This is a genomic window from uncultured Brachybacterium sp. (assembly GCF_947500705.1).
Taxonomy (GTDB): Bacteria; Actinomycetota; Actinomycetes; order Actinomycetales; family Dermabacteraceae; genus Brachybacterium.
Map to the genome: position 1 here is coordinate 86,278 of NZ_CANMSY010000005.1, position 23,271 is coordinate 109,548.

Here is a 23,271-nt window from a genome sequence, read left to right on the forward strand (position 1 = left end):
GGGCCTCCCGTCGCGGTGCAGGGCGACCTCGCTCGTCACGCCCGGCCGCATAGCGATGATCGCCCCGTCTGGCAAGTGATTGCCGGTGTGCCGACCCTCACTCACCCGAGGCGGTTCCGTCAAGGGGCCGGCTCGAGAGGGCAGTGCCCACCACCGTGAGCCGGTGCGCCTGCGGGCGCGTCGCGGACGGGCGGACCCGCTCGCGGAGTCAGGCGCCCCGGCTGCCTCGAGCGTCTCCCCAGTCGACCCCCTCCAAGGAGAGGTCCGAGGCCATGTCCTCGAGGAAGCCGATGACGATTCGGCGCTCGGCGGAGCCGAGCCTCCTCGCGGCATCCACGCGGCGAGCCTGTTGAGCGCCGATCGTCCGCATCGCTGTCGCGCGGGTCGAGGGGTCCACGCGCACGACCAGCGCGCGACGGTCGGTGGGGTGCCGCAACCGCTCGATGTGTCCAGCGTTCTCGAGACGGTCCAGGAGCTTCGTGGTCGATGCGCTCGAGATTCCCAGCGTCCGGGCGATCGCCCCGGGCGTCGCCTCCGATCCCGTGTTCTCGCTCACGATGGCAAAGTGCAGGGCGCGCATGTCGGTCTCGCTGAGCTCCATGTACCTCAGGGAGGCCTCCGAGAGGGCCTTCTCCGCGGCGCGCAACCTCGAGAGCGCCTCCATCAGAGCGTCGATCTCCTCGATGTCCTGGGCCTCAAGGTCGCTGTAGTCGATCAGCTCCTGGTGCGGATCGCTTGCGGCCATCGAGAACATCGACCGCGTGGCGCTCTCTCGAGCCCGCGGTGCCGACCCCTCTTCTGACGTCTCCATGGAAACAACACTACTCCTCAGAACGTCACTAAGTATATATCTTAGCTAACTACTAATCTGTGAGACACTGTCCCGGTCACGCCACTTCGAAGGGACGATCATGGCCTCCAGGAAAGATTCGACGGCCGGCTCCGGTGAGCCGACGCACCGCCGCAGCACGCGAGTGATCCCGCGAGTGCTCCGCGTGCTGATACCGGCGCTGCTGATCATCGCGTGGCTCGCGGCGGCGGCAGTGGGCGGGCCGTACTTCGGCCGGGTCGAGGAGGTCTCCTCCAATGACCGCACCGCGTATCTTCCCGAGACTGCTGACGCGACGCAGGTCTCCCTCGTCTCCTCGGACTTCCTCGGATCGGATTCGCTGCCCGCGATCGTCGTCATCACCTCGGACGAGGAGATCGATGACCAGGTGACTGCCGAGCTCGAGAAGACCAGCACCGACCTGGCGCAGATGGACGGGATCACCGGCGAGATCTCACCGGTGATCATCTCGGACGACGGCCTCGCCGCACAGCTCTTCCTCCCGCTCGACCCGGAGGCGGACATCGGCGAGCTGACCACGGAGATCGAGACGACGTTGGCAGCCGATCTGCCCGCAGGCCTCACCCCGTACGTGACCGGCCCGGCGGGTTTCACCGCCGATCTCGGTGCCGCCTTCGCAGGCATCGACGGGCTGCTCCTGGCCGTGGCGCTCGCGGCGGTGTTCGTCATCCTCATCATCGTCTATCGCTCGGTGATCCTTCCCGTGGTCGTCCTCGCCACGAGCGTCTTCGCACTGTGCGCTGCTCTGCTCACGATCTGGTATCTCGCCGCCGCGGACATCCTGCTCCTGTCCGGACAGACCCAGGGGATCCTCTTCATCCTCGTGATCGGCGCCGCCACCGACTACTCCCTGCTGTACGTGGCCCGATATCGCGACGAGCTCCGCCACACCCGGCTCCGCAGGGCCGCGACGATGAAGGCTCTGCGCGGAACCATCGAACCGGTGCTGGCCTCGGGCGGCACCGTCATCGCCGGCCTCCTCTGCCTGCTGCTGTCAGATCTGAAGTCGAACAGCACCCTCGGCCCCGTGGCGGCCATCGGGATCCTCTTCGCCATGGCGGCGGCGCTGACCTTCCTCCCGGCCGCGCTGTACGCGATGGGCCGGGTGGCCTTCTGGCCGCGCCGCCCCCGCTTCGAGCCCGACGCGCCCGAGGCCGGCGCCGACCCTGCCGACCACGGCATCTGGGGACGGATCGCAGTCGCTGTCCGACGCCGGCCCCGGCGCATCTGGATCATCACCGCTCTGATCCTCGCGGTCGGCTGCCTCGGGGTGACCCAGCTGCGAGCCGACGGGGTCCCGCAATCCGACCTGGTGCTGTCAGAATCCTCCGCTCGCGAGGGCCAGATAGCGCTGAGTGAGCACTTCCCCGGCGGATCAGGGACCCCCGCCCAGATCCTCGTCGACGACGCGGCCCTCCAGGACGTCACCGACATCCTGCTGGCATCGGACGGTGTCGATTCCGTGACGGTCACTGCTGAGGACTCCCCCAGCGGCTCTGCTCCCGTCACCGAAGAAGGCATCCAGCCCCTGGGCCCGCCCGGCACGCCTGCCCCGGAACCCACCGTCATCGAGGGCGACGTCCTCCTCCAGGCGACCCTCATCGACGCACCCGACTCTGCGGCAGCCGAGGCCACCGTGCGCGAACTCCGCACCGAGTTCGCCGCGCAGGACGTCACGGCGCTGGTCGGCGGGCCCACCGCGATCTCGATCGACACGAACGACGCCTCGGCTCATGACCGGGCACTGATCATCCCGATCGTCCTCGTCGTGATCCTGCTGATCCTGATGCTCCTGCTCCGCTCGATCCTCGCTCCGATCCTCCTGATCGCCACCACGGTGCTGTCCTTCGGCACGGCGATGGGGGTGGCCGCTCTGGTGTTCAACACCCTGTTCGACTTCCCCGGCGCCGATCCGGCGGTCCCCCTGTACGGGTTCGTCTTCCTGGTCGCTCTCGGCATCGACTACAACATCTTCCTGATGACCCGGGTCCGAGAGGAGTCGCTGAAGCATGGCACCCGCGAGGGGGTCGTGCGCGGCCTCGCCGTCACCGGCGGGGTGATCACCTCGGCCGGCATGGTGCTCGCGGCGACCTTCGCGGCGCTCGGCGTGATCCCGATCCTGTTCCTCGCCCAGCTGGCATTCATCGTCGCCTTCGGCGTGCTGCTGGACACCTTCGTGGTCCGCACCCTGCTGGTTCCGGCTCTCGCCCTGGACCTGGGCAAGATCATCTGGTGGCCTTCGAAGCTGTGGAGGTCGGGCCGGGCGTGACGTAGCCCGCAGGTTCTGAGGCCCTGAGCCTCAGAACCTGCGCGACTTCCTAGACTTGCCGCATGAGCGCGACCCCCTCCTCCCTGACCCCGCCCGAGTCCGCCACGGCGCTGAACGAGTTCGTCCTCACCGTCGTGTGCGCGGACGCTCCCGGCATCGTCCATGCGGTCACCGGAGCGATCGTGGAGGTCGGCGGGAACATCACCGAGAGCCGCCAGTTCGAGAGCGGCACCACCCACCGGTTCTACCTCCGGCTCCAGGTCGTCACCGCGGCCCCGCTCGCGCAGCTCGAGGCCGCGCTGTCCCCGGTGGTGGAGCGGTTCGGGCTCGAGCACCGCATCGACGTGGTGGGCCGGCCCCTGCGCACGCTGGTGCTCGGCTCCACCGCGAAGCACTGCGTGAACGATCTGCTGTTCCAGGTCGAGGCGGGGAACCTGCCGATCGAGATCCCGCTGATCCTCGCGAACCATCCCACCCTCGAAGGGTTGGCGGGCTTCTACGAGGTGCCCTTCCAGCACCTGCCCACCAAGGGCGACGGCGCGAAGGCCGCCTTCGAGGAGCGGGTGCGCGAGGCGATCACCGAGCACGACATCGAACTAGTGGTGCTGGCCCGCTATATGCAGATCCTCTCCCCCGAGCTGTGCGCTGAGCTCGCCGGTCACTGCATCAACATCCACCACTCGTTCCTGCCCGGATTCAAGGGCGCGAACCCCTACCGCCAGGCCTACGCGCGCGGGGTGAAGCAGATCGGCGCGACCGCGCACTTCGTGACCAGCGACCTCGACGAGGGACCGATCATCGAGCAGGACGTGATCCGGGTCGATCACACCCGCTCCCCGCAGGAGCTGATGGCGATCGGTCAGGATGCCGAGGTGCGGACGCTCCGCCAGGCCGTGACCTGGTTCGCGCAGTCCCGCGTGCTGCTGGACGGGCCCCGCACAGTCATCTTCCGCTGAGGCCGAGCTGGGAAGACCAGCTTGGAAGACAAGCTCGGAAGACCTGCTCAGAAGACGGGTCGGCCACCGGTCACTCCGAGCACCGTGCCGGAGACATAGCTGGCCTCTGCGGGGCTGGCCAGGAACACGAACGCTCCCGCCACCTCGGAGGGCTGCCCCGCGCGGCCCAACGGGGTGTTCGCCCCGAAGCTCACGTAGTCGTCGCTGACGCGCGTGGCGACGTTCAGCGGAGTCCAGATCGGTCCTGGCGCGACCGCATTGACCCTGATCCCGCGCGGGCCGAGGTCCGCCGCCAGGTTGACGGTCACATTGTTGATCGCCGCTTTCGTGGACGCGTAGTCCATGAGAGGGACCGAGGGATCGTAGCTCTGGATCGAGGAGCAGTTGATGATGCTCGCCCCCTCGCCCAGATGCCGGGCCGCCTCCTGGGTGATCCAGAACAGTGCTTCCAGGTTCGTGGTGAGCGTGCGGTGCAGCCGCTCGGAGCTGATGCCCTCGAGCCCCTTGGGCTCCGCTCGGCCCCATTGGAAGGCCGCATTGTTCACCAGGATGTCGAGCCGGCCGTGTTCCTGGACGGTGCGGGTCACGAGCGACCGGGCCAGCTGCTCATCCCGGATGTCTCCAGGAAGGAGCAGGGCGCGCCGTCCCGCCTGCTCGATCCAGTGTCGCGTCAGCTCGGCGTCCTCCTGCTCCTCGGGCAGGTACGAGATCGCCACATCGGCGCCTTCTCGCGCGTAGGCGATCGCGACTGCCCGCCCGATCCCGGAGTCTCCCCCGGTGATCAGTGCGGACATGCCCTGCAGGCGGCCGTGGCCCACGTAGCTGCCCTCGCCGTGATCTGGGACCGGCTGCATGGGTGACGTGAGTCCGGGCGGCTCCTGGGCCTGCGCGGGGAAGGAGGGCTCTCCGTCACGGGTGGACAGGGCACGGGCATGTTCGGCGACCTCGGAGGGCAGGGGCTGATCGGCGTGCTCGGTCATCGGGGCTCCTTCGTCATCGGCTGTATCCCCACGCTAATGCGTGATGGCCGGGACCCTGCAGAACGACCGGTCGGGCGCGCCGGAGGAACCCCCGTGCTCAGCCCTTCACCCCGCCGGCCGCGGCGAAGCCCTGGCCCAGACTGCGACCGAGGAACAGGTACAGCACCACCACCGGAAGCGAGTAGAAGATCGAGAACGCTGCCAGCTGACCGTAGGCGACCTGCCCGTACTGCGAGGAGAAGGTGTACAGGGTGACCGCGGCGGGAAGGTTCTCAGGACTCAGCAGCAGCATGAACGGCACGAAGAAGTTGCCCCACATCATCACGAAGGTGAAGATCGTGGCGACGGACAGCCCGGAGCGCATCAGCGGCAGGACCACCGACCACAGCGCCCGGTAGACGCCCGCCCCCTCGGTCCAGGCGGACTCCTCGATCTCGATCGGCACTCCGTCCATGAACCCCTTGGTCAGGAAGATGGCGTACGGCAGGGAGCTGGCGCCGAGGAAGAGGATCGCCCCGCCCATCGAGTCGATCAGGTTCACCTGCACGAACAGCGAGTAGACCGGGATCATGATCGCCGTGATCGGCAGTCCGGTCGAGAAGATGATGGTCAGCAGCAGGGGCCGCTTGGCGCGGAAGCGGAATCTCGACATCGGGTAGGCGCACAGCACTGCCGCGACCATCGTCACGACGGTCGCGCCGCCGCACAGGATCAGTGAGTTCGCCAGCGGCCGGAAGGTGGTCTCCGCGTTCCAGATCGCCGCGAAGTTGCCCAGCGACCAGTTCTCCGGCCAGGAGACCGACAGGGTCGCCTCGGTGTTGAAGGAGGCCAGCACGACCCACAGCAGCGGCACCAGGAAGGCCGCTCCGATCACGATCATCACAGCGGTGCTGGCGATCGTGCTGCTGCGCTCCCTCGACCCCGTGCCGGAGCGGCGGGGGCGCCGGACGGCCTCGCTCCGCGGGGCGGGGGACGACTCACGGGTGGCGGTGTCATCGGTCGTGGTCATCGCTTGTCCTCCTCGGGCAGCAGGCGCAGGTACACCAGTGAGGCCAGGGCCCCGATCAGCAGCAGCAGGAGGGCCACGGCGGTGCCGTAGCCGAGCTGTCCGTAGGAGAACGCCTGCTCGTACATGTACAGCGGCAGGGTCTGGCTCTGTCGAGCCGGGCCGCCTCCGGTCATGATGAAGATCAGCCCGAACACCGACAGCGTCTGCAGCGTTGTCAGCATCAGGTTGGTGGCGATCGCCGGTCGCATCAGCGGCAGCGTCACCGACCGGAAGCGGCGCACGGGGCCGGCGCCGTCCAGCGAGGCCGACTCGTAGACGTCTGCGGGGACAGCGCTCAGCGCCGCCGAGTACACCAGCATCGAGAAGGCGGTGCCGCGCCAGATGTTCGCGAAGGACACCGCGATGATCGGGGCGCTGAACAGCAGGCCGACCGCGCCGGAGGTGCCCCTCAGGCGCGGGGTCGTGCCCGGCCGACGCCCTGTGCGTGCTCGGCGTCGGCGTAGCGCATGCCGGGCGGGACCTGCGCGAGCTCGAACCACGAGGCGGCCCGCGGCAGCAGCCGCACGTCCTGCCAGGGAACTTCGAAGGCGGGATCACGCCACAGCGTCAGCCCGATCTCCTCACGGCGACCGGCCGCGACCAGCGTGAGCCGGCGCAGCCGGGAGAGCGGGTGGGGATCTGCCCGGGAGGCAGCGGGGATCGCCACCACGCCGCCGAGATCCAGCGGCCAGACGGTCTCGCCCCAGTGCAGGCTCGCATGTTCCGCGGCGCCGCTGATCACGGCTGGCGGCCGCAGATCAGCAGCAGACACCGGGACGGGGGCGAGCGGGGTTCCACGTTCGAGGACCTCCTGCTGGACCCAGGCACCGGGCAGCAGGGGCGTCCCCCCGACCGAGACGTCCACCAGGATGGACTCGTCGAACGGCTGAAGCGGGACGCTGAGCAGGCCGCCTCGCGTCATGTCTCGCCGGGGCACCGCGATGACCCTCACCACGGCAATGTCGCCGGGCCGGTCGGTCAGCGTGATCCTCACCCGGGTCCCGGGCAGCGGGTCGATGCGCCTCATCGGCGGAACCGCGCTTCAGAGCGGTCCTCGAGCGCCCATCGGAGCTGCTCGGTGAAGCGTGCGTTCATCGGTGGTGCGGCCTCGATGGGGAACCAGCGCGCCTCGGTGTTCTCACCATCAGCGGGATAGGGCTCGGACTCACCGTCGGCCTCGCACAGGAAGCACACGTCCAGGTACTGCGCCTGGTCGCCGTTGCGGTAGGTGATCGGCGGCAGGGTGCGCACGTCGATCAGGCGCAGCGCGGTGCACCGGATGCCCGCCTCCTCGGCGACCTCGCGCACCGCCGCGCGGGCGGGTTCTTCGCCGGGATCGATGATTCCGGTGACTGGGGTCCAGGCCCCGTCATCCGCACGTCGCACGGCGAGCACGGAGGTCCGTTCCCGGTCGAGCACCAGGGCGGTCACGCCGGGCATCCACAGCAGTTCGTGCCCCACCCGCTCGCGCAGGGACAGGACGAAGTCCGGGGTCGCGATGGCAGCTCCTCCCAGCAGTCCAGCGGCGTCAGCCACCCATCAGGAACGGCAGGGTGGCCACCCCGAAGATGAGCACCATGAACACCACGTACACGATGATGAACAGCACGATCAGGGCCAGCATCACCCAGAAGAGGATCCAGCCGATCTTGTTCATCTTCTGAGCGGAGTACGGATCGCTGTCCATCTGCACCAGGGCGATGATCCCGAAGATCGCCGGAATCGTTCCTCCACAGAGGAAGCCGACGACGATCAGGATGATCGCGCTGGACTGGAGCTTGCTGCGGTCCGGCAACGGACCTTGGGGGTGATAGCTCATGGCTCGCGGATCCTTGTCGCTCAGGCCGTGGAGACGGGCAGGTCAGTCCTTCGGCAGGTCAGTCCTTCAGCGGGCGCCCATGGGCGTCGCGCTCGAAGGTCGGGGACTTCGCGAGCACCATGATGCCCTCGATGAGCCCCCACCAGGCGCCGATGCCGCACGTGAGCACGGTGACTGCGATCTGGATGATGCCGATCGTGGTGTAGCCCAGCAGGAAGCGGTGGACTCCGAATCCGCCGAGGAAGATGCCGAGCAGACCCACCACCAGGCGGCTCTGCGGCTCACCCTGGGGTGCCGGTCCCCCGGCAGCGGAGGGTGCCTGTCCGGCGCCGGCCGGGCCGTATCCGGCCCCGCCCTGCCCGTAGGGATCGGAGGCGGAGGCGCCGGAGCCCTGTGCCGGGGTCCAGTTCTGCTGCGGCTGCCCGAACGGATCGGACGCAGAGCCGGCAGAGGGCTGGGCGTACGGGTCGTTCCCGGCCACGGGCTGCTGGCCGTAAGGATCCTGCTGGCCGTAGGGGTCCTGCTGGCCGTAGGGGTCCTGCTGGCCGTACTGCTGCGCTCCCGGTGCCTGCTGGCCGTAGGGGTCCTGCTGGCCGTGCTGCTGCGCTCCCGGTGCCTGCTGACCGAAGGCGTCCTGCTGGTCCGCAGGCTGCTCGGCCGGCGGCTGCGCCCACGGATCCTGCTGCGGCTGGGCATAGGGATCCTGGGAACCCTGCTGCGCGTCGAAGTCGTTCCCCTGGGTGTTCCAGGAGCCGTTGTCACCGGGATTGCTCATGCCGGACACGATACGTGAGGCGACCGGGGTGACGCACCTCGGGTGGGCGCGGTCCGCAGCAACAGCCTCAGCGCTTGCGCTTCTCGCGGATCCGCACACCGATCACGATCGGTGACCCCGTGAACTCGAAGTCCTCGCGCAGGCGGCGCTCGATGAAGCGGCGATAGCCGTGCTCGAGGAAGCCGCTGGCGAAGATGACGAAGCGCGGTGGACGGGTGCGGGCCTGCGTCGCGAACAGGATGCGGGACTGCTTGCCGCTGCGCACGGGATGGGGATGGGCGGCCACCAGCTGGCCCAGGAAGGCGTTGAGTCTGCCGGTCGGGATGCGCTGGTCCCAGGACTCCAGCGCCGCCTCGAGCGCAGGCACCAGGCGGTCGGCATGACGGCCCGTCTCGGCGGAGATGTTGACCCGAGGCGCCCAGGCGACGTGTGCGAGATCACGCTCGATCTCCCGCTCCAGCGTCTTGTGCCGCTCTTCGTCCAGCAGGTCCCACTTGTTGAACGCGAGCACGAGGGCACGACCGGACTCCAGGACCATGTCGATGATCTTCAGGTCCTGGGCGGAGATCGGCTCGGAGGCCTCCAGCAGCACCACTGCGACCTCGGCCCGGTCCAGGGCGGAGCGGGTGCGCAGCGAGGCGTAGTAGTCGGCGCCCTGGGACTGGAGCACGCGGCGCCGGATGCCGGCGGTGTCCACGAAGGTCCACTCCCGGCCGCCGAGCATGATCTTCTCGTCCACCGGGTCCCGGGTGGTGCCGGCCACGTCGTCGACCACCACCCGCTGCTCCTTGGCGAGCCGGTTGAGCAGCGAGGACTTGCCCACGTTCGGCCGACCCACCAGGGCCACCCGGCGGGGACCGCCGTCGGCGGGGGCGCCGCGCCCCTCTTCGGGCATCGCAGCCAGCACGGCGTCCAGGAGGTCGCCGGATCCGCGCCCGTGCAGGGCGGAGACCGCATGCGGCTCCCCCAGGCCCAGGTTCCACAGTCCGGCGGCCTCGAGCTCGCCGCGCTGGTCATCGACCTTGTTGGCCACCAGCACGAGAGGCACCCTGGCCTTGCGCAGCACCTTGAGCAGCTGCTCATCGGTGGTGGTGACACCGACGTTCGCATCGACGATGAACATCACCACATCGGCGAGGGAGACGGCCACCTCGGCCTGCTCGGCGACCCGGTAGGCGATGCCCTGGACCCGGTCCTCCCAGCCGCCGGTGTCGACCAGCCAGAAGTCCTTTCCGGACCATTCGGCCTCATAGAAGACCCGGTCGCGGGTCACCCCGGGTCGGTCCTCGACGATCGCCTCGCGGCGTCCGAGAATACGGTTGACCAAGGTCGATTTGCCGACGTTGGGGCGGCCCACCACCGCCACCACCGGCAGGTTCCGCTGGGTCTCTGGCGCCAGCTCTTCGGACTCCTCCCCTGTCAGCAGGGCCAGGTCCTCGTCATCGAGCTCGTAGTCGGACAGGCCGGCCCGCAGCGCGTTCTCGATATCCGCATCGGTGGGACCGTCGCTCGAGGCGTTCGCCATCGGGGCGTGCTCCGAGGTGGCCGGCTCGCGGCGGGCGGGCACGGGCTTGCCGTGCTCGGCCTCCTCCTGCGCCGTCTCGGCCGCGGCGACGAGCATCAGCACCCGCTCGACGACGTCCGCGATGCCGAGGCCCGTGGTGTCGAGGGTCTCGACGCCGTCGGCGGCGGTGAGGAACTCCGAGACGGTGGAGTCGTCGCGGTCACGGCGCAGCACCTGATCGGCCATCCGGGCGCGGGTGTCCTCGTTGTCCTCGAGGTCGAGCTCGGCGGCGCGGCGGCGCATCCGCTCCTCGTCGGAGGCGATCAGCAGCACCCTGACTTGGGCGTCGGGCGCGACCACGGTCGTGATGTCGCGACCTTCGGCGACGCAGAAGCCGCGTTCATCGGCAGTGGCGTAGAGCAGCTCGCGCTGGCGCTGCTGGAGGATCGCGCGCACCAGCGTGTTGGTGGCGACATTGCTGACCCGCTGGGAGATGCGCTCGGTGCGGATCTCCGCGGTGATGTCGAGGCCCCGCACCACGACGGTCGCGCCGTCGGGATCGGTGCCGAGCTCGAGGTCGAGCTCCTCGGCGGCCTGGGCGACGGCCTCGCGGTCGGTGAGGTCGATGCCGCGGTCCAGGCAGTCCCATGCCACGGCGCGGTACATCGCACCGGTGTCGAGGATCCCGCCCTCGAGGGCGTCCGCGACATAGCGGGAGACCGTGGACTTGCCGGAGCCGGCCGGTCCGTCGATCGCGATGGCGATGCCCCGGACGGGGCCGGTGCTCGCGAGAGAGGAGGGGTCGTGCGGCGCGCTGGTGTGCATCCGGCAAGGATACGGGGCGTTCAGGACTCCGCGACGGTCCAACCGCGTGCGGAGAGCTCCCGCGTGAGCAGCTCCTCACGGGAGGCGTCCACGGCGAGGTGGCCGAGGCCCACCTGTCGCCCGTAGTTGTGCTCGAGGTGGAAGTCCTCGAGGTTGACCCCGATCTCCCCCATCTCGGTGAACAGCCGACCGAGCTCGCCGGGGCGATCCGGCACCAGCACCGTCACGGTGGAGAAGGCGTCGGAGGCTCCGCCGTGCTTGCCGGGGATGCGCCGCACCCCGCGGTTGCCGTCGGCGATGAGCTCGGCGAGGGCCCGACGCGAGCCGACGGCCGGGTCCGGGTCCCCGGGCATCGTGGCGAGAGCCGCGAGGATCCCGTCCAGCCTGCCGCGCACCCCGTCGAGCACGTCGCTGATCGCCTCGGCATTGGCACCGAGGATCTCGACCCACATCCGCGGATCGGAGTCGGCGATGCGGGTGGTGTCGCGCAGGCCCTGCCCGGACAGCCCCAGGGCCGTCTCACCCGGCTCCAGCAGCGTGGTCGCCAGCAGGCTCGAGAGCACCTGTGGCACGTGCGAGACGTGAGCCACGGCGGTGTCGTGCTCGATGGCTCCCATCACCACCGGCACCGAGCCGATCGCGGTGGCGACGCCCTGGAGCCGGCTGATCGCCTCGGGGCGGGTGCTCGGATGGGGCACGATCACGAACGGACGCCCACGGAACAGGTCCCCACGGGCGGAGATCACACCCGCGACTTCCCGTCCCGCCATCGGATGGGCACCGATGTACCGGGTGAGGTCCTCGGCGTCGACCTCCTGGGAGATCCCCTGCAGGACGATCCCCTTGACGCTCGCAACATCGGTGACCAGCGCCTCCGGCCAGGTGTGCAGGGCCTCCACGACCAGCTGGGCGGTCGCATCCGGCGGGGCCGCGACGACCACCAGCTGCGGGGCGGGTCCGGCGGGGTCGGCAGCGTGCCCCACTCCCAGCTCGACCGCGAGCGCCATGGTGCCCGGGGAGACGTCCTCGACCTGCACGCTGGCTCCGGCGGCGCCGAGCGCCATGCCCAGCGAGCCGCCGATCAGCCCGGTGCCGATGATCCGGATCGGGGAGGGCACCAGCGACATCGCGGGCCGCGACATCGCGGGCCCGGAGGTCACAGCCCGACCTCGGCCATCAGGGTGCCCAGCTCACGGCCCGTCAGCTCCCGGGTGCTGCCCGAGTCGAGATCGCCGAGCAGCACCGGACCGATCCGGGTGCGGATCAGCGCGGTGAGCTCGAATCCCTGCGCGGCGAACATGCGCCGCACGATGCGGTTGCGTCCCTCATGCAGGGTGACCTCGACCACCGCTTCGCGGCCGTCCTGGGCGAGCACCCGGGCGCGGTCGGCGCGGGCCGGGCCGTCCTCGAGCTCGACTCCCTCGCGCAGAGCCTTCACGAGGCCCCGGGGCGCACCGCCCGGTGCCTCGAAGCGGCACACGTAGGTCTTCTCGACCTCGAAGCTGGGGTGGGTGAGGCGGTGGGCGAGCTCGCCGTCGTTGGTCAGCAGCAGCAGCCCTTCGGTCTCGTAGTCCAGCCGGCCCACGTGGTAGAGCCGCTGGGAGTGGGCGGCGGTGAACTCGGAGAGGTCGCGTCGGCCCTCCGGATCGCTCATCGCAGAGACCACATGGCGGGGCTTGTTCAGCACCAGCGTCAGCTTCGTCTCGTCCAGCTGGAGACGGCGTCCGTCGACGTGGACCACCTGGGTGGCGGGATCGATCCGCACGCCCTGCTCCTGGACGACGACCCCGTCGATCCGCACCCGACCGCTCGAGATCAGGGTCTCGCAGGCCCGGCGGGAGCCGAAGCCGGCGCGGGCCAGCACCTTCTGCAGCCGTTCGCCGTCCTCGCGATGGGGTTCGGGGGCGAGGCCGTCCGGGTCTGTGGTCGGCGCCACCGGGGTGCCCGCCTCGTCGCGCAGCCGGACCCGCTTCGGCGGGGTGAACGCGCTGCGGCGACGCTGCGGCCGGCCGCTCGCACGACCTGCGGCACCGGGGCGCTCTCCACCGCGCCGATCGGCGGCCATCAGGCCGCCGCACCGCGGGAGATGAGCTCCCGGGCGAGCTGGCGGTAGGCGTCGGCGCCCTTGGTGGAGGAGGCGAAGGAGATGATCGGCTCGGCCGCCACGGAGGCGTCGGGGAACTTCACCGTCCGGTTGATCGTGGTGTGGAAGACCTTGTCCGGGAAGGCACCGACCACCCGCTGGCACACCTCGCGCGAATGCAGGGTGCGGGGGTCGAACATGGTGATCAGGATCCCGTCGAGCTCGAGACGGGGATTGATGCGGTCCTGCACCTTCTCGATCGTCTCCACCAGCAGGGCCACGCCGCGCAGGGCGAAGTACTCCGCCTCGAGCGGGATGATCACGCCGTGGCTCGCCGCGAGGGCGTTCACGGTCAGCAGGCCCAGCGAGGGCTGGCAGTCGATGATGATGACGTCGTACTCGTCGGCCACCGGGCGCAGCACGCGGGCCAGGGCCATCTCGCGGGCGACCTCGTTGACCAGGGTGACCTCGGCGGCGGAGAGGTCGATGTTGGCCGGGAGCACATCGAGGTTCTCGGTCGAGGTCTCCTGGATCACGTCATGCACGTCATGGCCGCGCTCCATCAGCAGGTTGTAGACGGTCACGTCGAGGTCGTAGGGGTTCACCCCGGTGCCGGCGCTGAGAGCTCCCTGCGGGTCCAGATCCACCAGCAGCACCTTGCGCCCGAGCTCGGCCAGGGCCGCCCCGAGGTTGATCACGCTGGTGGTCTTCCCCACCCCGCCCTTCTGATTCACCATCGAGATGATGCGAGCCGGCCCATGGGAGTCGAGCGGGGCCGGCTCCGGGAGCTCCGGCATCGGTCGGCCGGTCGGGCCGAGATCGATGTCCAGCTGCTGGGAGGAGGTCGGGCTCACGTCGGTGTCCTGTCGTCGGCGTCGTGGTCTGGTGGTGCGGAACGATCCGTGACCGGGCCGGAGGAGATCCGGCCCCGTGGTCCGGAGAACAACGGCTGCACCATGCCGTCCGCGTCCCGCACAGGTCGTCCCCGAGGGATCGGGCCCGGCAGGGACGTCGCGCCGGACAAGTCTAAGCCCCTCACCGAGCCCGGGGGTGGGCACCGGCGTGGGTCTCGCGCAGGGTATCGACGGTGACCTGGGTGTACAGCTGCGTGGTGGTGACCGACGCGTGGCCCAGCAGCTCCTGCACGCTGCGCACATCCGCGCCGCCGTGCAGCAGATGGGTGGCGTAGGAATGGCGCAGGGTATGAGGGCTGATCGGCTCCGGCAGATCGGTCAGCTCCGCGGCCTCCGCGGCGCTGCGCACCACCTGCCAGGCGGCCTGCCGGGTGAGCCGAGTGCCGCGGGAGCCCAGGAACACCGCCGGCGAGCCGCTCCCCCGCGCCGCGAGCGCAGGACGGCCGCGCGTCCGGTAGGCCTCGAGCGCCGCGAGCGCGAATCGTCCCACCGGGAGCACCCGGTGCTTGTCGCCCTTGCCGCGCAGCACGGCTGCACGCTCCTGGGGGTCGATGTCGTCGAGATCGAGTCCGGTCGCCTCCGAGATCCGGGCGCCCAGCCCGTAGAGCACCTCGAGCAGCGCGCGATCGCGCAGCGCACGCTCGGTGGCGTCCCGCCCGGTCCCGGGGCGGCCGGCGGCGTCGATGAGCGCCTCGACCTGGTCGATGCTCAGCGGGTGCGGGAGCCGTCTCGGCAGCGCCGGCGACGGGACCAGGCGCGAGGGATCGCCAGTGGTGGAGACCCGTTCGGCGTCGAGGAAGGAATGCAGTCCCCTCACCGCCGCCAGGGAACGGGCGGCGGAGGCGGCGGAGAGAGCGCTGCCCCCGTCGGCGCCGGTGCGCACCGACTGCAACCATGCCCCCAGCTGCTGCGGATCCACCGCGGTGGGATCCACCTCCCGCCGGGCCAGATCGGCCAGATAGCGGGTGAGGTCGCGGCGGTAGGCCGACAGGGTGTTGGCCGAGAGGCCGCGCTCGATGCGCAGATGACTCAGGTACTGCTCGAGGATCCGGCGCTCAGCGGGACCCAGGCTCCGCTCCCCGGTGGGCTCCGGACGCTCCCCGGTGCGGCCCGGGCCTTCCGCGATGGGCTCCGGACCGCCGGCGGTCACAGGGTGACGAAGGGATCGATCGCGAGGGCGACGAAGAGCACGGTGAGGTAGGTGATCGAGCCGTGGAAGACGGTCATCGGGCCCAGGGCCTTCCCGGTGAGACCACGACGCACGCGCAGCGCATAGCGGATCACCAGGTAGCCGAACCACAGCCCCGAGGCGACGGCGGCGATGCCGTATACCCAGCCCGTCGATCCCAGCGGGATGATCGCGAGGCTCGAGGCGATCATCAGCGTGGTGTGCATGATCATCTGGCGGGCCACGGTCGCCTTCGAGGCGACGACCGGGAGCATCGGCACGCCGGCATTGGCGTAGTCCGCGGCGAACTTCTCGGCCAGCGGCCAGTAGTGCGGCGGGGTCCAGAAGAAGATCACCAGGAACAGCAGCACCGCGGTCCAGGACACCGTGCCGGTCACGGCAGCCCAGCCGATCAGCACCGGCATGCACCCGGCGATCCCGCCCCAGACGATGTTCTGGCTGGTGCGGCGCTTGAGGATCATCGTGTAGAACACGACATAGAGCAGGATCGCGCCGACCGCCAGGGCTGCCGAGGCCGCGTTGACGAGCAGTCCCAGCCACAGCGCGGAGATGATCGAGATGGAGATGCCGAAGATCAGGGCTGCGCGCGGGGACACCGCTCCGGACGGGATCGGCCGGTTGCGGGTGCGCTTCATCTTCGCGTCGATGTCCCGCTCGAGGTACATGTTCAGGGCGTTGGCCCCGCCCGCTGCGAGATAGCCGCCGATCATGGTGTTGAGGATCAGCCACACCGAGGGGAACCCGCCTGCGGCGAGGAACATCGTGGGGATCGTGGTGATCAGCAGCAGCTCGATGATGCGCGGCTTGGTCAGCGCCACATAGCTGCGGATCACGGAGCGTGCGGACTGCGGTGCCCGTCCACCGCCCCTGCGTGCGTCCTGGACCGAAGCTCCCTGGGTGGCGGTCACCGCCCACCGTCCTTCCTCTGAGCGCGGCACGACAGCCGCGTGAACCACGCCAGTCTAGGCCGTGCCCTTTCCGGGCGGCACCAGGCGCGAGGTGAGAACCCGCACCGTGTCGTCTGATCCTCCCGCGCCATCCTGCAGCGCCGTCCAAGCGCAGGAGGCGCACGACATCATGCCACGGCAACAGGCTGGACAGGCGAGCGGCACGGATCACGCCCGACTAAGGTAGGCGCTGTCGCCTCGGACCGGGAACCCGCACGTCGTAGGACGTGCAGCCGGGATCGCCCGCCGAGGCCTGTCGATCCACGCGGCCGAACGGCCGCACACCGGCGAAAGGAAGCACCCGATAATGACGGAGAACTTCAGGGCCCCCGAGGGCTGGACCGAACTGGACAAGCGTGCGGTCGACACCGCGCGCGTCCTCGCCGCCGATGCGGTGGAGAAAGTAGGCAACGGGCACCCGGGCACCGCCGTGAGCCTCGCTCCGGCCGCCTACCTGCTCTACCAGGACGTGATGCGTCACGATCCGAAGGATCCGGCGTGGCTCGGGCGGGACCGCTTCGTGCTCTCGGCCGGCCACTCCAGCCTCACCCAGTACATCCAGCTCTTCCTCGGCGGCTTCGGCCTCGAGAAGAAGGACCTCGAGGAGCTGCGCACCTGGGGCTCGAAGACCCCGGGCCACCCGGAGAACTTCGTCACCGACGGCGTGGAGATGACCACCGGCCCGCTGGGCCAGGGCATCTCCTCCGCGGTCGGCTTCGCGATGGCGCAGCGTCGCGAGCGCGGTCTGCTCGACCCCGAGGCCGCAGCGGGCACCAGCCCCTTCGACCACTTCACCTACGTGATCGCCTCTGACGGCGACCTCCAGGAGGGGGTCAGCAGCGAGGCCAGCTCGATCGCCGGCACCCAGCAGCTCGGCAACCTGATCGTCCTCTGGGACGACAACGAGATCTCCATCGAGGGCAACACCTCGATCGCCTTCACCGAGGACACCGCCGCACGCTACGAGGCCTACGGCTGGGACGTGCGCACCGTGGACTGGACCCAGGGCGGCAGCGCGTACCTCGAGGACGTCGCGGCGCTCAAGGCTGAGATCGTCGAGTCCCAGAAGGTCACCGACAAGCCGACCTTCATCCGGCTGCGCACCGTCATCGGCTGGCCGATCCCCGAGCTGGCAGGCAGCCACTCGGTGCACGGCGCGAAGCTGGGCACCGAGGGCGTCGCTGGTCTGAAGCAGGCCGTGGGCCTGGACCCGGAGCAGCAGTTCCAGGTCGACGAGGACGTGCTCGCACACACCCGCGCTCTCGCCGAGCGCGCGGCCTCCGCGAAGGCGGAGTGGGACAAGGGCTACCAGGCATGGCGCTCCGCGAACACGGAGAAGGCCGCTCTGCTGGACCGGCTCCAGGCCCGTGAGCTGCCGGAGGGCTTCGCCGAGGCGTTCCCGAGCTTCGAGGCCGACGCCAAGGGTCTCGCCACCCGCGCCGCCTCCGGCAAGGTCCTCGAGGCCCTCGCACCGGTCATGCCGGAGCTGTGGGGCGGCTCCGCCGACCTCGCCGGCTCGAACAACACCACCATGAAGGGCGAGCCGTCCTTCCTCCCCGAGGAGCTCAGCTCCTCCGAGTTCACCGGTGACAAGTACGGGCGCACGCTGCACTTCGGCATCCGCGAGCACGGGATGGGCGCGATCCTCACGGGGATCTCGCTGCACGGGCTGACCCGCCCGTACGGCGGCACCTTCTTCCAGTTCTCCGACTACATGCGTGGTGCGGTACGCCTCGCCTCGCTGATGAAGGTCCCGGCGACCTATGTCTGGACCCACGACTCCATCGGTCTGGGCGAGGACGGCCCCACCCACCAGCCGGTCGAGCACCTGGCCGCCTACCGTGCGATCCCGAACCTGTCGATCGTGCGCCCCGCGGATGCGAATGAGACCGCGCAGGCCTGGAAGGCGCTGCTCGAGCGGGATCACGGCCCTGTCGGCCTGATCCTCTCCCGACAGGCGATGCCGACCTTCGACCGCAGCGAGTACGCGGGCGCGGAGAACCTCGCCAAGGGCGGCTACATCATGAAGGAGGCCTCGGCAGAGCCGCAGGTCATCCTCATCGGCACCGGGTCCGAGCTGCAGTACGCCGCAGAGGCGCAGAAGCAGCTCGAGGCCGCGGGCATCCCCGCCCGTCTGGTCTCGATGCCGTCGCTGGAGTGGTTCGACGAGCAGGACGAGGCGTACCGGGAGTCCGTGCTCCCCGCCTCGGTCACCGCTCGGGTCTCCGTCGAGGCCGGGATCGCCATGCCGTGGTACCGCCTCCTGGGCACCCACGGCCGCGCGGTCTCGCTCGAGCACTACGGTGCATCCGCCGATGCGGGCACCCTCTTCAAGGAGTTCGGCTTCACCGCCGAGGCCGTGGTCGCGGCGGCGAAGGACTCTCTCGCCGCAGCCGGGGCCTGACTCCCTGCGGGGCGGGACCTCCGGGTCCCGCCCCGCTGCTCCTCCCTCCCCCTCACCTCTCCCCTCAGCTCCCCCCTCAGCTCGGTTCGCCGTCGTCCGCGGACGCAGAGGTTCCCTTCCTCACCTCGAGGAAGGATCCGGCCCTTGAGACCGTTGCATCGGACGACAGCAGTTCGACACAGGGCGCACAGCGCCCGGAAGGAACGACATGGCTCAGAACACGAACACCCAGGCCCTCTCCGACGCCGGGGTCTCCATCTGGCTCGATGACCTCTCGCGTCAGCGGATGTCCTCCGGGAACCTCCAGGAGCTCATCGACAGCCGCAACATCGTCGGCGTGACCACGAACCCGTCGATCTTCCAGGCGGCGATCTCCGGCCGTTCGGAGTACGACGCGGACATCGCCCGCCTCGCAGCGGAGGGCAAGGACGTCGAGGGGATCGTCGAGGTGCTCACCACCGACGACGTGCGCAGCGCCGCCGATCTCTTCGCCGGTCTCCACGCCGCCACGCACGGCTTCGACGGTCGGGTGAGCATCGAGGTCGACCCGCGCATGGCACATGGGGCCGACGAGACGATCGCCCAGGCCAAGCATCTCTTCGAGGTCGTCGGCCGCGAGAACGTGATGATCAAGATCCCCGCGACCGAGGCGGGCCTGCCGGCGATCACCGCGGTGATCGCCGAGGGCATCAGCGTCAACGTCACCCTGATCTTCTCCGTCGACCGATACCTCGCCGTGATGGACGCCTACCTCGCCGGTCTCGAGCAGGCCGCGAAGGCGGGCCAGGACCTCGCGAGGATCCACTCCGTCGCCTCCTTCTTCGTCTCCCGCGTTGACGCCGAGATCGACGGCCGGCTCGAGGCGCTGGACACCGAGGAGGCGCTCGCGCTGAAGGGCCAGGCGGGCGTGGCGAACGCGCAGGCCGCCTTCGGCAAGTACCTGGAGGTCTTCGGCTCCGAGCGCTTCGAGGCGCTCAAGACCGAGGGCGCCAACGTGCAGCGTCCGCTCTGGGCGTCGACCGGGGTCAAGAACCCGGACTACCCCGACACCCTCTACGTGGACAACCTCGTCGCCGCTCCGAGCGTGAACACCATGCCCGAGAAGACTCTCGAGGCCGCTGCGGACCATGCCCAGCTCAAGGCGGCACTGAACGCCGAGACCGCCACCGCGGGCGAGGCCGTGCTCGAGCGGGTCGCCGAGGCCGGGGTCGACCTCGCCGACGTCTTCGCGCTGCTCGAGCGCGAGGGTGTCGAGAAGTTCGAGAAGGCCTGGAACGAGCTGCTCGCCACGGTCTCCGAGTCCGTCGAGTCCGCCCGAGCCTGACTCTCCGAGGAGCACGGCCCCTCCCCCTGGGCGGGCCGTGTTCCTCTGTTCCGTGTCCTAGAAAGGACGAACGTGACCGCCTCTCCCACTCCCCCCACCGGGACCGACGCGCCGAATCCGCTGCGCGATCCCCGCGACCGCCGGCTCCCGCTCATCGCCGGACCGAGCTCCATGGTGATGTTCGGCGTCACCGGCGACCTGGCCCGCAAGAAGCTGCTGCCCGCGATCTACGACCTCACCCACCGTGGCCTGCTGCCGCCCAGTTTCGGGCTGGTCGGCTTCGGTCGTCGCGAATGGTCCGACGACGACTTCGCCGATTACGTGCGCAAGAGCGTCTCCGAGCACTCCCGCACCGGTTTCGACGAGAGCGTCTTCGAGCAGCTGCGCGGCGGGCTCCGCTTCGTCACCGGCACCTTCGATGACACCGCCGCCTTCGAGAAGCTCACCGAGGTCGTCGGCGAGCTCGATCGCACCCGTGGCACCGGCGGGAATCACGCCTTCTACCTCTCGATCCCGCCGGACGCCTTCCCGCAGGTCTGCGGGCAGCTCGCGGACTCGGGGCTCAACACCCCCCGCGACGGGTCCTGGCGCCGAGTCGTCATCGAGAAGCCCTTCGGGCACGACCTCGCCTCCGCCCGCGAGCTCAATGACGTGGTGGAGAAGGCGTTCCGTCCCGAGGACGTCTTCCGCATCGACCACTACCTGGGCAAGGAGACGGTGCAGAACATCATGGCGCTGCGCTTCGCGAACCAGATGTTCGAGCCGATCTGGAACTCGAACTATGTGGACCACGTGCAGATCACGATGGCCGAGGACATCGGCATCGGCTCCCGGGCCGGGTACTACGACGGCATCGGCACCGCTCGGGACGTGATCCAGAACCACCTGCTGCAGCTGCTCGCGCTGACGGCGATGGAGGAACCGGTCACCTTCCGTGCCTCTGATCTGCGTGCCGAGAAGGAGAAGGTCCTCGCTGCTGTGGAGCTGCCGGAGGATCTGGCGGCCCACACTGCCCGCGGCCAGTACGTGGGTGGCTGGCAGGGTGGCGAGCAGGTGCGTCCCTATCTCGAGGAGGACGGCATCCCCGCCGATTCCACCACGGAGACGTTCGCCGCGATGCGCCTGGACATCGCCACCCGTCGCTGGGCCGGTGTGCCCTTCTACCTCCGTGCGGGCAAGCGCCTGGGGCGCCGTGTCACCGAGATCGCGGTCGTCTTCAAGCGTGCGCCCTTCCTGCCGTTCCGTTCCACGGACACCGCGGATCTGGGCCAGAACGCGATCGTCATCAGGGTCCAGCCGGATGAGGGCGTCACCATGCGCTTCGGCTCGAAGGTCCCCGGCACCCAGATGGAGGTGAGGGACGTGTCCATGGACTTCGCCTACGGCATGAACTTCACCGAGGAGTCGCCCGAGGCGTACGAGCGGCTGATCCTGGACATGCTGCTCGGCGATCCGCCGCTGTTCCCGCGGCAGAAGGAGGTCGAGCTCTCCTGGAAGATCCTCGACCCCATCACCGAGTTCTGGGCCGAGAACCTCGACCCCGCCCCGTACCGCCCTGGCACCTGGGGCCCCGATACTGCGCACGAGATGCTCGCCCTCGACGGGCGTACCTGGAGGCGACCGTGATCACCACCCTGACCGACACCACCGCGTCGGCGATCAACAAGCAGATGATCGAGATGCGGGAGACGTTCGGTGCGAACACCATCGGCCGAGTCCTCACCTTGATCATCGTCGCCACCGGTGACGTCGAGGAGCCGCTCGAGGCGGCCATCGCCGCCAGCCATGAGCACCCGGCCCGGGTGATCGTGGTCGATGCGGAGCCGGACGCCGAGAGATCCGGGCTGGACGCGGAGATCCGGGTGGGCCGTGACGCCGGCGCCGGGGAGATCGTGATCCTGCGCGCCCGCGGGGACGTGCAGTGGTCGCTGGACACCCTGGTGATGGCGCTGCTCCTGCCGGATGCGCCGATCGTGACCTGGTGGCCGGAGAACGCTCCCTCCTCCCCGGTCCACGACGTGCTCGGCTCGATGTCCCAGCGCCGCATCACCGACTCCGCCGGCTGCCAGGACCCGTTGGGCACCCTCAAGCGGCTGCGCCGCGGCTATGCGAGCGGCGACTCCGACTTCGCCTGGGCCCGGCTGACCCGCTGGCGCGGACTGGTCGCGAGCGCCTACGAGGTCCCGCCCATCTCCACCCCCCTCAAGGTGGAGGTCGTCGGCACGGTCGACAATCCCTCGGTGGTGCTCATGGCTGGCTGGCTCGAGCACGCACTCGGGATCGACGCAGAGGTGCTGCCGCCCCACAGCGGCGACGTCGACTATGCGGGCGTGCACAGCGTCCGTCTGGTCCGCGAGGACGGCACCATCGACCTCACCCGGGTCGATGACGCCTCGATCGTGATGAAGCTCCCCGGTGACGACACCGGTCAGCACGTCACGATGCCGCGCCGCACCCTCGCCGAGCTCATCACCGAGGAGCTGCGCCGGCTGGATCCCGACGAGGTCTACGGCGAGGTGCTCGCCGGCACCTACAGCAGCATCGATGACACCGCCACCTTCGCCGGGGGCAAGCCCGATCCCGTCGATCAGGTGCTGCCGGACGCCGACGGGGTCGCGGCCGCCGCTGCGGAGCACACCGCACAGCAGCTCGCGGCTGCGCTCGAGGAGCGTCCGATCGCCCATCTCGTGCTCACCGGTGGGACCGTCGGGACCAAGACCGCCGCTGCGCTGCCCGCGGCACTGGAATCCGCGGGGGTCGATGTGAGCCGCCTGCACCTGTGGTGGGGCGACGAGCGCTTCGTGGGACCGGACTCCGAGGAGCGGAATGAGGTGGCGGTGCGGGAGTCCCTGCTCGCACCGCTCCAGGCCGGCACCAAGATCCCTGCCCGCAACATTCATGTGATGCCCTCCCCCGCCGATGGCATGTCCCTGGACGATGCCGCCGCCTGGTACGGGCAGCAGCTGGACCAGATGGGCGGCGATCAGCCGTTCCGAACCCGCGGCCGGGCGTTCTTCGACGTGGTGCTGCTGGGCGTGGGACCTGATGGTCATATCGCCTCGCTGTTCCCCGAGCATCCGGATCAGCGGCAGGTGGCAGCGAGCGCGATCGGAGTCACCGACTCGCCGAAGCCGCCTTCGGAGCGGATCTCGCTGACCTGGCCGGTGCTGAACTCCTCCCGCCATGTGGCGCTGCTGGTCGCCGGCGAGGAGAAGGCTGGGGCGGTGCTCGACGGACACCGGGACATCAACCCCTGGCAGGTTCCCGCCTCCGCTGTGCGCGGTCTTCAGTCGACGACCTGGTTCCTCGACACCGCCGCCGCCGGGCAGCTGCCCGGATGAGCGGTCCCACAGGACGCTGAGAACGAGGGAAGGGCCGGTCACC

At 69.7% G+C, this 23,271-nt stretch carries 19 protein-coding genes and 1 pseudogene; 6 read left to right on the top strand and 14 right to left on the bottom strand.

Translation table 11 applies throughout. The features are described 5' to 3' along the window. Window positions 1-208 precede the first annotated feature (208 nt). Window positions 209-811: a MarR family winged helix-turn-helix transcriptional regulator gene (locus Q0937_RS10585; protein WP_299303368.1), complete on the bottom strand. Its 603-nt coding sequence runs from the start codon at window positions 809-811 to the stop codon at window positions 209-211. A gap of 100 nt (window positions 812-911) precedes the next feature. On the opposite strand from Q0937_RS10585, the gene Q0937_RS10590 reads away from it, so the two are divergent. Together Q0937_RS10590 and Q0937_RS10595 are read left to right on the top strand one after the other, a co-directional pair. Further along, window positions 912-3,119, top strand: a complete 2,208-nt coding sequence (locus Q0937_RS10590) for an efflux RND transporter permease subunit (RefSeq protein WP_299303370.1) — start codon at window positions 912-914, stop codon at window positions 3,117-3,119. Between the two features lie 62 nt (window positions 3,120-3,181). After that, complete coding sequence (locus tag Q0937_RS10595) at window positions 3,182-4,075, top strand: formyltetrahydrofolate deformylase (RefSeq protein WP_299303372.1); 894 nt, start codon at window positions 3,182-3,184, stop codon at window positions 4,073-4,075. A gap of 47 nt (window positions 4,076-4,122) precedes the next feature. On the opposite strand, the gene Q0937_RS10600 is transcribed toward Q0937_RS10595, so the two are convergent. The 13 genes and pseudogenes from Q0937_RS10600 to Q0937_RS10660 form a co-directional block, all read right to left on the bottom strand. Continuing rightward, window positions 4,123-5,055: an SDR family oxidoreductase gene (locus tag Q0937_RS10600; RefSeq protein WP_299303374.1), complete on the bottom strand. Its 933-nt coding sequence runs from the start codon at window positions 5,053-5,055 to the stop codon at window positions 4,123-4,125. 97 nt (window positions 5,056-5,152) lie between these two features. Then, window positions 5,153-5,935 carry a carbohydrate ABC transporter permease gene (locus Q0937_RS10605; protein ID WP_299303694.1) on the bottom strand — a complete coding sequence of 261 codons (783 nt, stop codon included), beginning with the start codon at window positions 5,933-5,935 and terminating at the stop codon, window positions 5,153-5,155. Between the two features lie 125 nt (window positions 5,936-6,060). Continuing rightward, window positions 6,061-6,489: pseudogene (locus tag Q0937_RS10610) on the bottom strand (sugar ABC transporter permease); the annotation flags it as partial. Between the two features lie 23 nt (window positions 6,490-6,512). After that, entirely contained in the window at window positions 6,513-7,130 is a 618-nt protein-coding gene (locus Q0937_RS10615) for a hypothetical protein (RefSeq protein ID WP_299303376.1), read from the bottom strand. Beyond that, a complete protein-coding gene (locus Q0937_RS10620) occupies window positions 7,127-7,639 on the bottom strand; it encodes an NUDIX domain-containing protein (protein ID WP_363323224.1) in 513 nt (170 codons plus the stop codon). Before Q0937_RS10620 ends, Q0937_RS10615 begins: the two co-directional genes overlap by 4 nt. Further along, a complete protein-coding gene (locus tag Q0937_RS10625; RefSeq protein WP_299303378.1) occupies window positions 7,632-7,922 on the bottom strand; it encodes a hypothetical protein in 291 nt (96 codons plus the stop codon). Before Q0937_RS10625 ends, Q0937_RS10620 begins: the two co-directional genes overlap by 8 nt. 58 nt (window positions 7,923-7,980) lie before the next feature. After that, window positions 7,981-8,697, bottom strand: coding sequence for a TM2 domain-containing protein (locus Q0937_RS10630; RefSeq protein ID WP_299303380.1), 717 nt, complete (start codon window positions 8,695-8,697; stop codon window positions 7,981-7,983). Between the two features lie 67 nt (window positions 8,698-8,764). Next, window positions 8,765-11,026 carry a bifunctional cytidylate kinase/GTPase Der gene (gene der / locus Q0937_RS10635; RefSeq protein ID WP_299303382.1) on the bottom strand — a complete coding sequence of 754 codons (2,262 nt, stop codon included), beginning with the start codon at window positions 11,024-11,026 and terminating at the stop codon, window positions 8,765-8,767. A gap of 20 nt (window positions 11,027-11,046) precedes the next feature. Further along, complete coding sequence (locus Q0937_RS10640; protein ID WP_363323225.1) at window positions 11,047-12,186, bottom strand: prephenate dehydrogenase; 1,140 nt, start codon at window positions 12,184-12,186, stop codon at window positions 11,047-11,049. Beyond that, window positions 12,183-13,091 carry a pseudouridine synthase gene (locus Q0937_RS10645; RefSeq protein WP_299303384.1) on the bottom strand — a complete coding sequence of 303 codons (909 nt, stop codon included), beginning with the start codon at window positions 13,089-13,091 and terminating at the stop codon, window positions 12,183-12,185. The genes Q0937_RS10640 and Q0937_RS10645 overlap by 4 nt, the downstream gene beginning before the upstream one ends. After that, window positions 13,091-13,963 (bottom strand): ParA family protein, encoded by an 873-nt coding sequence (locus Q0937_RS10650; RefSeq protein ID WP_299303386.1) that lies wholly within the window; start codon window positions 13,961-13,963, stop codon window positions 13,091-13,093. The genes Q0937_RS10645 and Q0937_RS10650 overlap by 1 nt, the downstream gene beginning before the upstream one ends. Before the next feature lie 181 nt (window positions 13,964-14,144). Then, window positions 14,145-15,092, bottom strand: coding sequence for a site-specific tyrosine recombinase XerD (locus Q0937_RS10655; RefSeq protein ID WP_299303700.1), 948 nt, complete (start codon window positions 15,090-15,092; stop codon window positions 14,145-14,147). 77 nt (window positions 15,093-15,169) lie between these two features. Further along, a complete protein-coding gene (locus Q0937_RS10660) occupies window positions 15,170-16,120 on the bottom strand; it encodes a heme o synthase (protein ID WP_299303388.1) in 951 nt (316 codons plus the stop codon). A 346-nt stretch (window positions 16,121-16,466) separates the two neighbouring features. On the opposite strand from Q0937_RS10660, the gene tkt reads away from it, so the two are divergent. The 4 genes from tkt (at window position 16,467) to pgl (ending at window position 23,228) form a co-directional block, all read left to right on the top strand. Beyond that, complete coding sequence (tkt, locus tag Q0937_RS10665; protein ID WP_299303390.1) at window positions 16,467-18,563, top strand: transketolase; 2,097 nt, start codon at window positions 16,467-16,469, stop codon at window positions 18,561-18,563. A gap of 208 nt (window positions 18,564-18,771) precedes the next feature. Beyond that, window positions 18,772-19,887, top strand: a complete 1,116-nt coding sequence (gene tal / locus Q0937_RS10670; protein ID WP_299303391.1) for a transaldolase — start codon at window positions 18,772-18,774, stop codon at window positions 19,885-19,887. Between the two features lie 72 nt (window positions 19,888-19,959). Further along, window positions 19,960-21,513, top strand: coding sequence for a glucose-6-phosphate dehydrogenase (zwf, locus tag Q0937_RS10675; protein WP_299303393.1), 1,554 nt, complete (start codon window positions 19,960-19,962; stop codon window positions 21,511-21,513). Further along, window positions 21,510-23,228, top strand: coding sequence for a 6-phosphogluconolactonase (gene pgl, locus Q0937_RS10680; RefSeq protein ID WP_299303395.1), 1,719 nt, complete (start codon window positions 21,510-21,512; stop codon window positions 23,226-23,228). Before zwf ends, pgl begins: the two co-directional genes overlap by 4 nt. Window positions 23,229-23,271: the final 43 nt, after the last annotated feature.

Coding starts and splice junctions, on each gene's coding strand:
- Q0937_RS10585 (WP_299303368.1), bottom strand. CDS start 811: ATGGAGACGTCAGAAGAGGGGTCGGCACCGCGGGCTCGAGAGAGCGCC.
- Q0937_RS10590 (WP_299303370.1), top strand. CDS start 912: ATGGCCTCCAGGAAAGATTCGACGGCCGGCTCCGGTGAGCCGACGCAC.
- Q0937_RS10595 (WP_299303372.1), top strand. CDS start 3,182: ATGAGCGCGACCCCCTCCTCCCTGACCCCGCCCGAGTCCGCCACGGCG.
- Q0937_RS10600 (WP_299303374.1), bottom strand. CDS start 5,055: ATGACCGAGCACGCCGATCAGCCCCTGCCCTCCGAGGTCGCCGAACAT.
- Q0937_RS10605 (WP_299303694.1), bottom strand. CDS start 5,935: ATGATCGTGATCGGAGCGGCCTTCCTGGTGCCGCTGCTGTGGGTCGTG.
- Q0937_RS10615 (WP_299303376.1), bottom strand. CDS start 7,130: ATGAGGCGCATCGACCCGCTGCCCGGGACCCGGGTGAGGATCACGCTG.
- Q0937_RS10625 (WP_299303378.1), bottom strand. CDS start 7,922: ATGAGCTATCACCCCCAAGGTCCGTTGCCGGACCGCAGCAAGCTCCAG.
- Q0937_RS10630 (WP_299303380.1), bottom strand. CDS start 8,697: ATGAGCAATCCCGGTGACAACGGCTCCTGGAACACCCAGGGGAACGAC.
- der (WP_299303382.1), bottom strand. CDS start 11,026: ATGCACACCAGCGCGCCGCACGACCCCTCCTCTCTCGCGAGCACCGGC.
- Q0937_RS10645 (WP_299303384.1), bottom strand. CDS start 13,091: ATGGCCGCCGATCGGCGCGGTGGAGAGCGCCCCGGTGCCGCAGGTCGT.
- tkt (WP_299303390.1), top strand. CDS start 16,467: ATGACGGAGAACTTCAGGGCCCCCGAGGGCTGGACCGAACTGGACAAG.
- tal (WP_299303391.1), top strand. CDS start 18,772: ATGGCTCAGAACACGAACACCCAGGCCCTCTCCGACGCCGGGGTCTCC.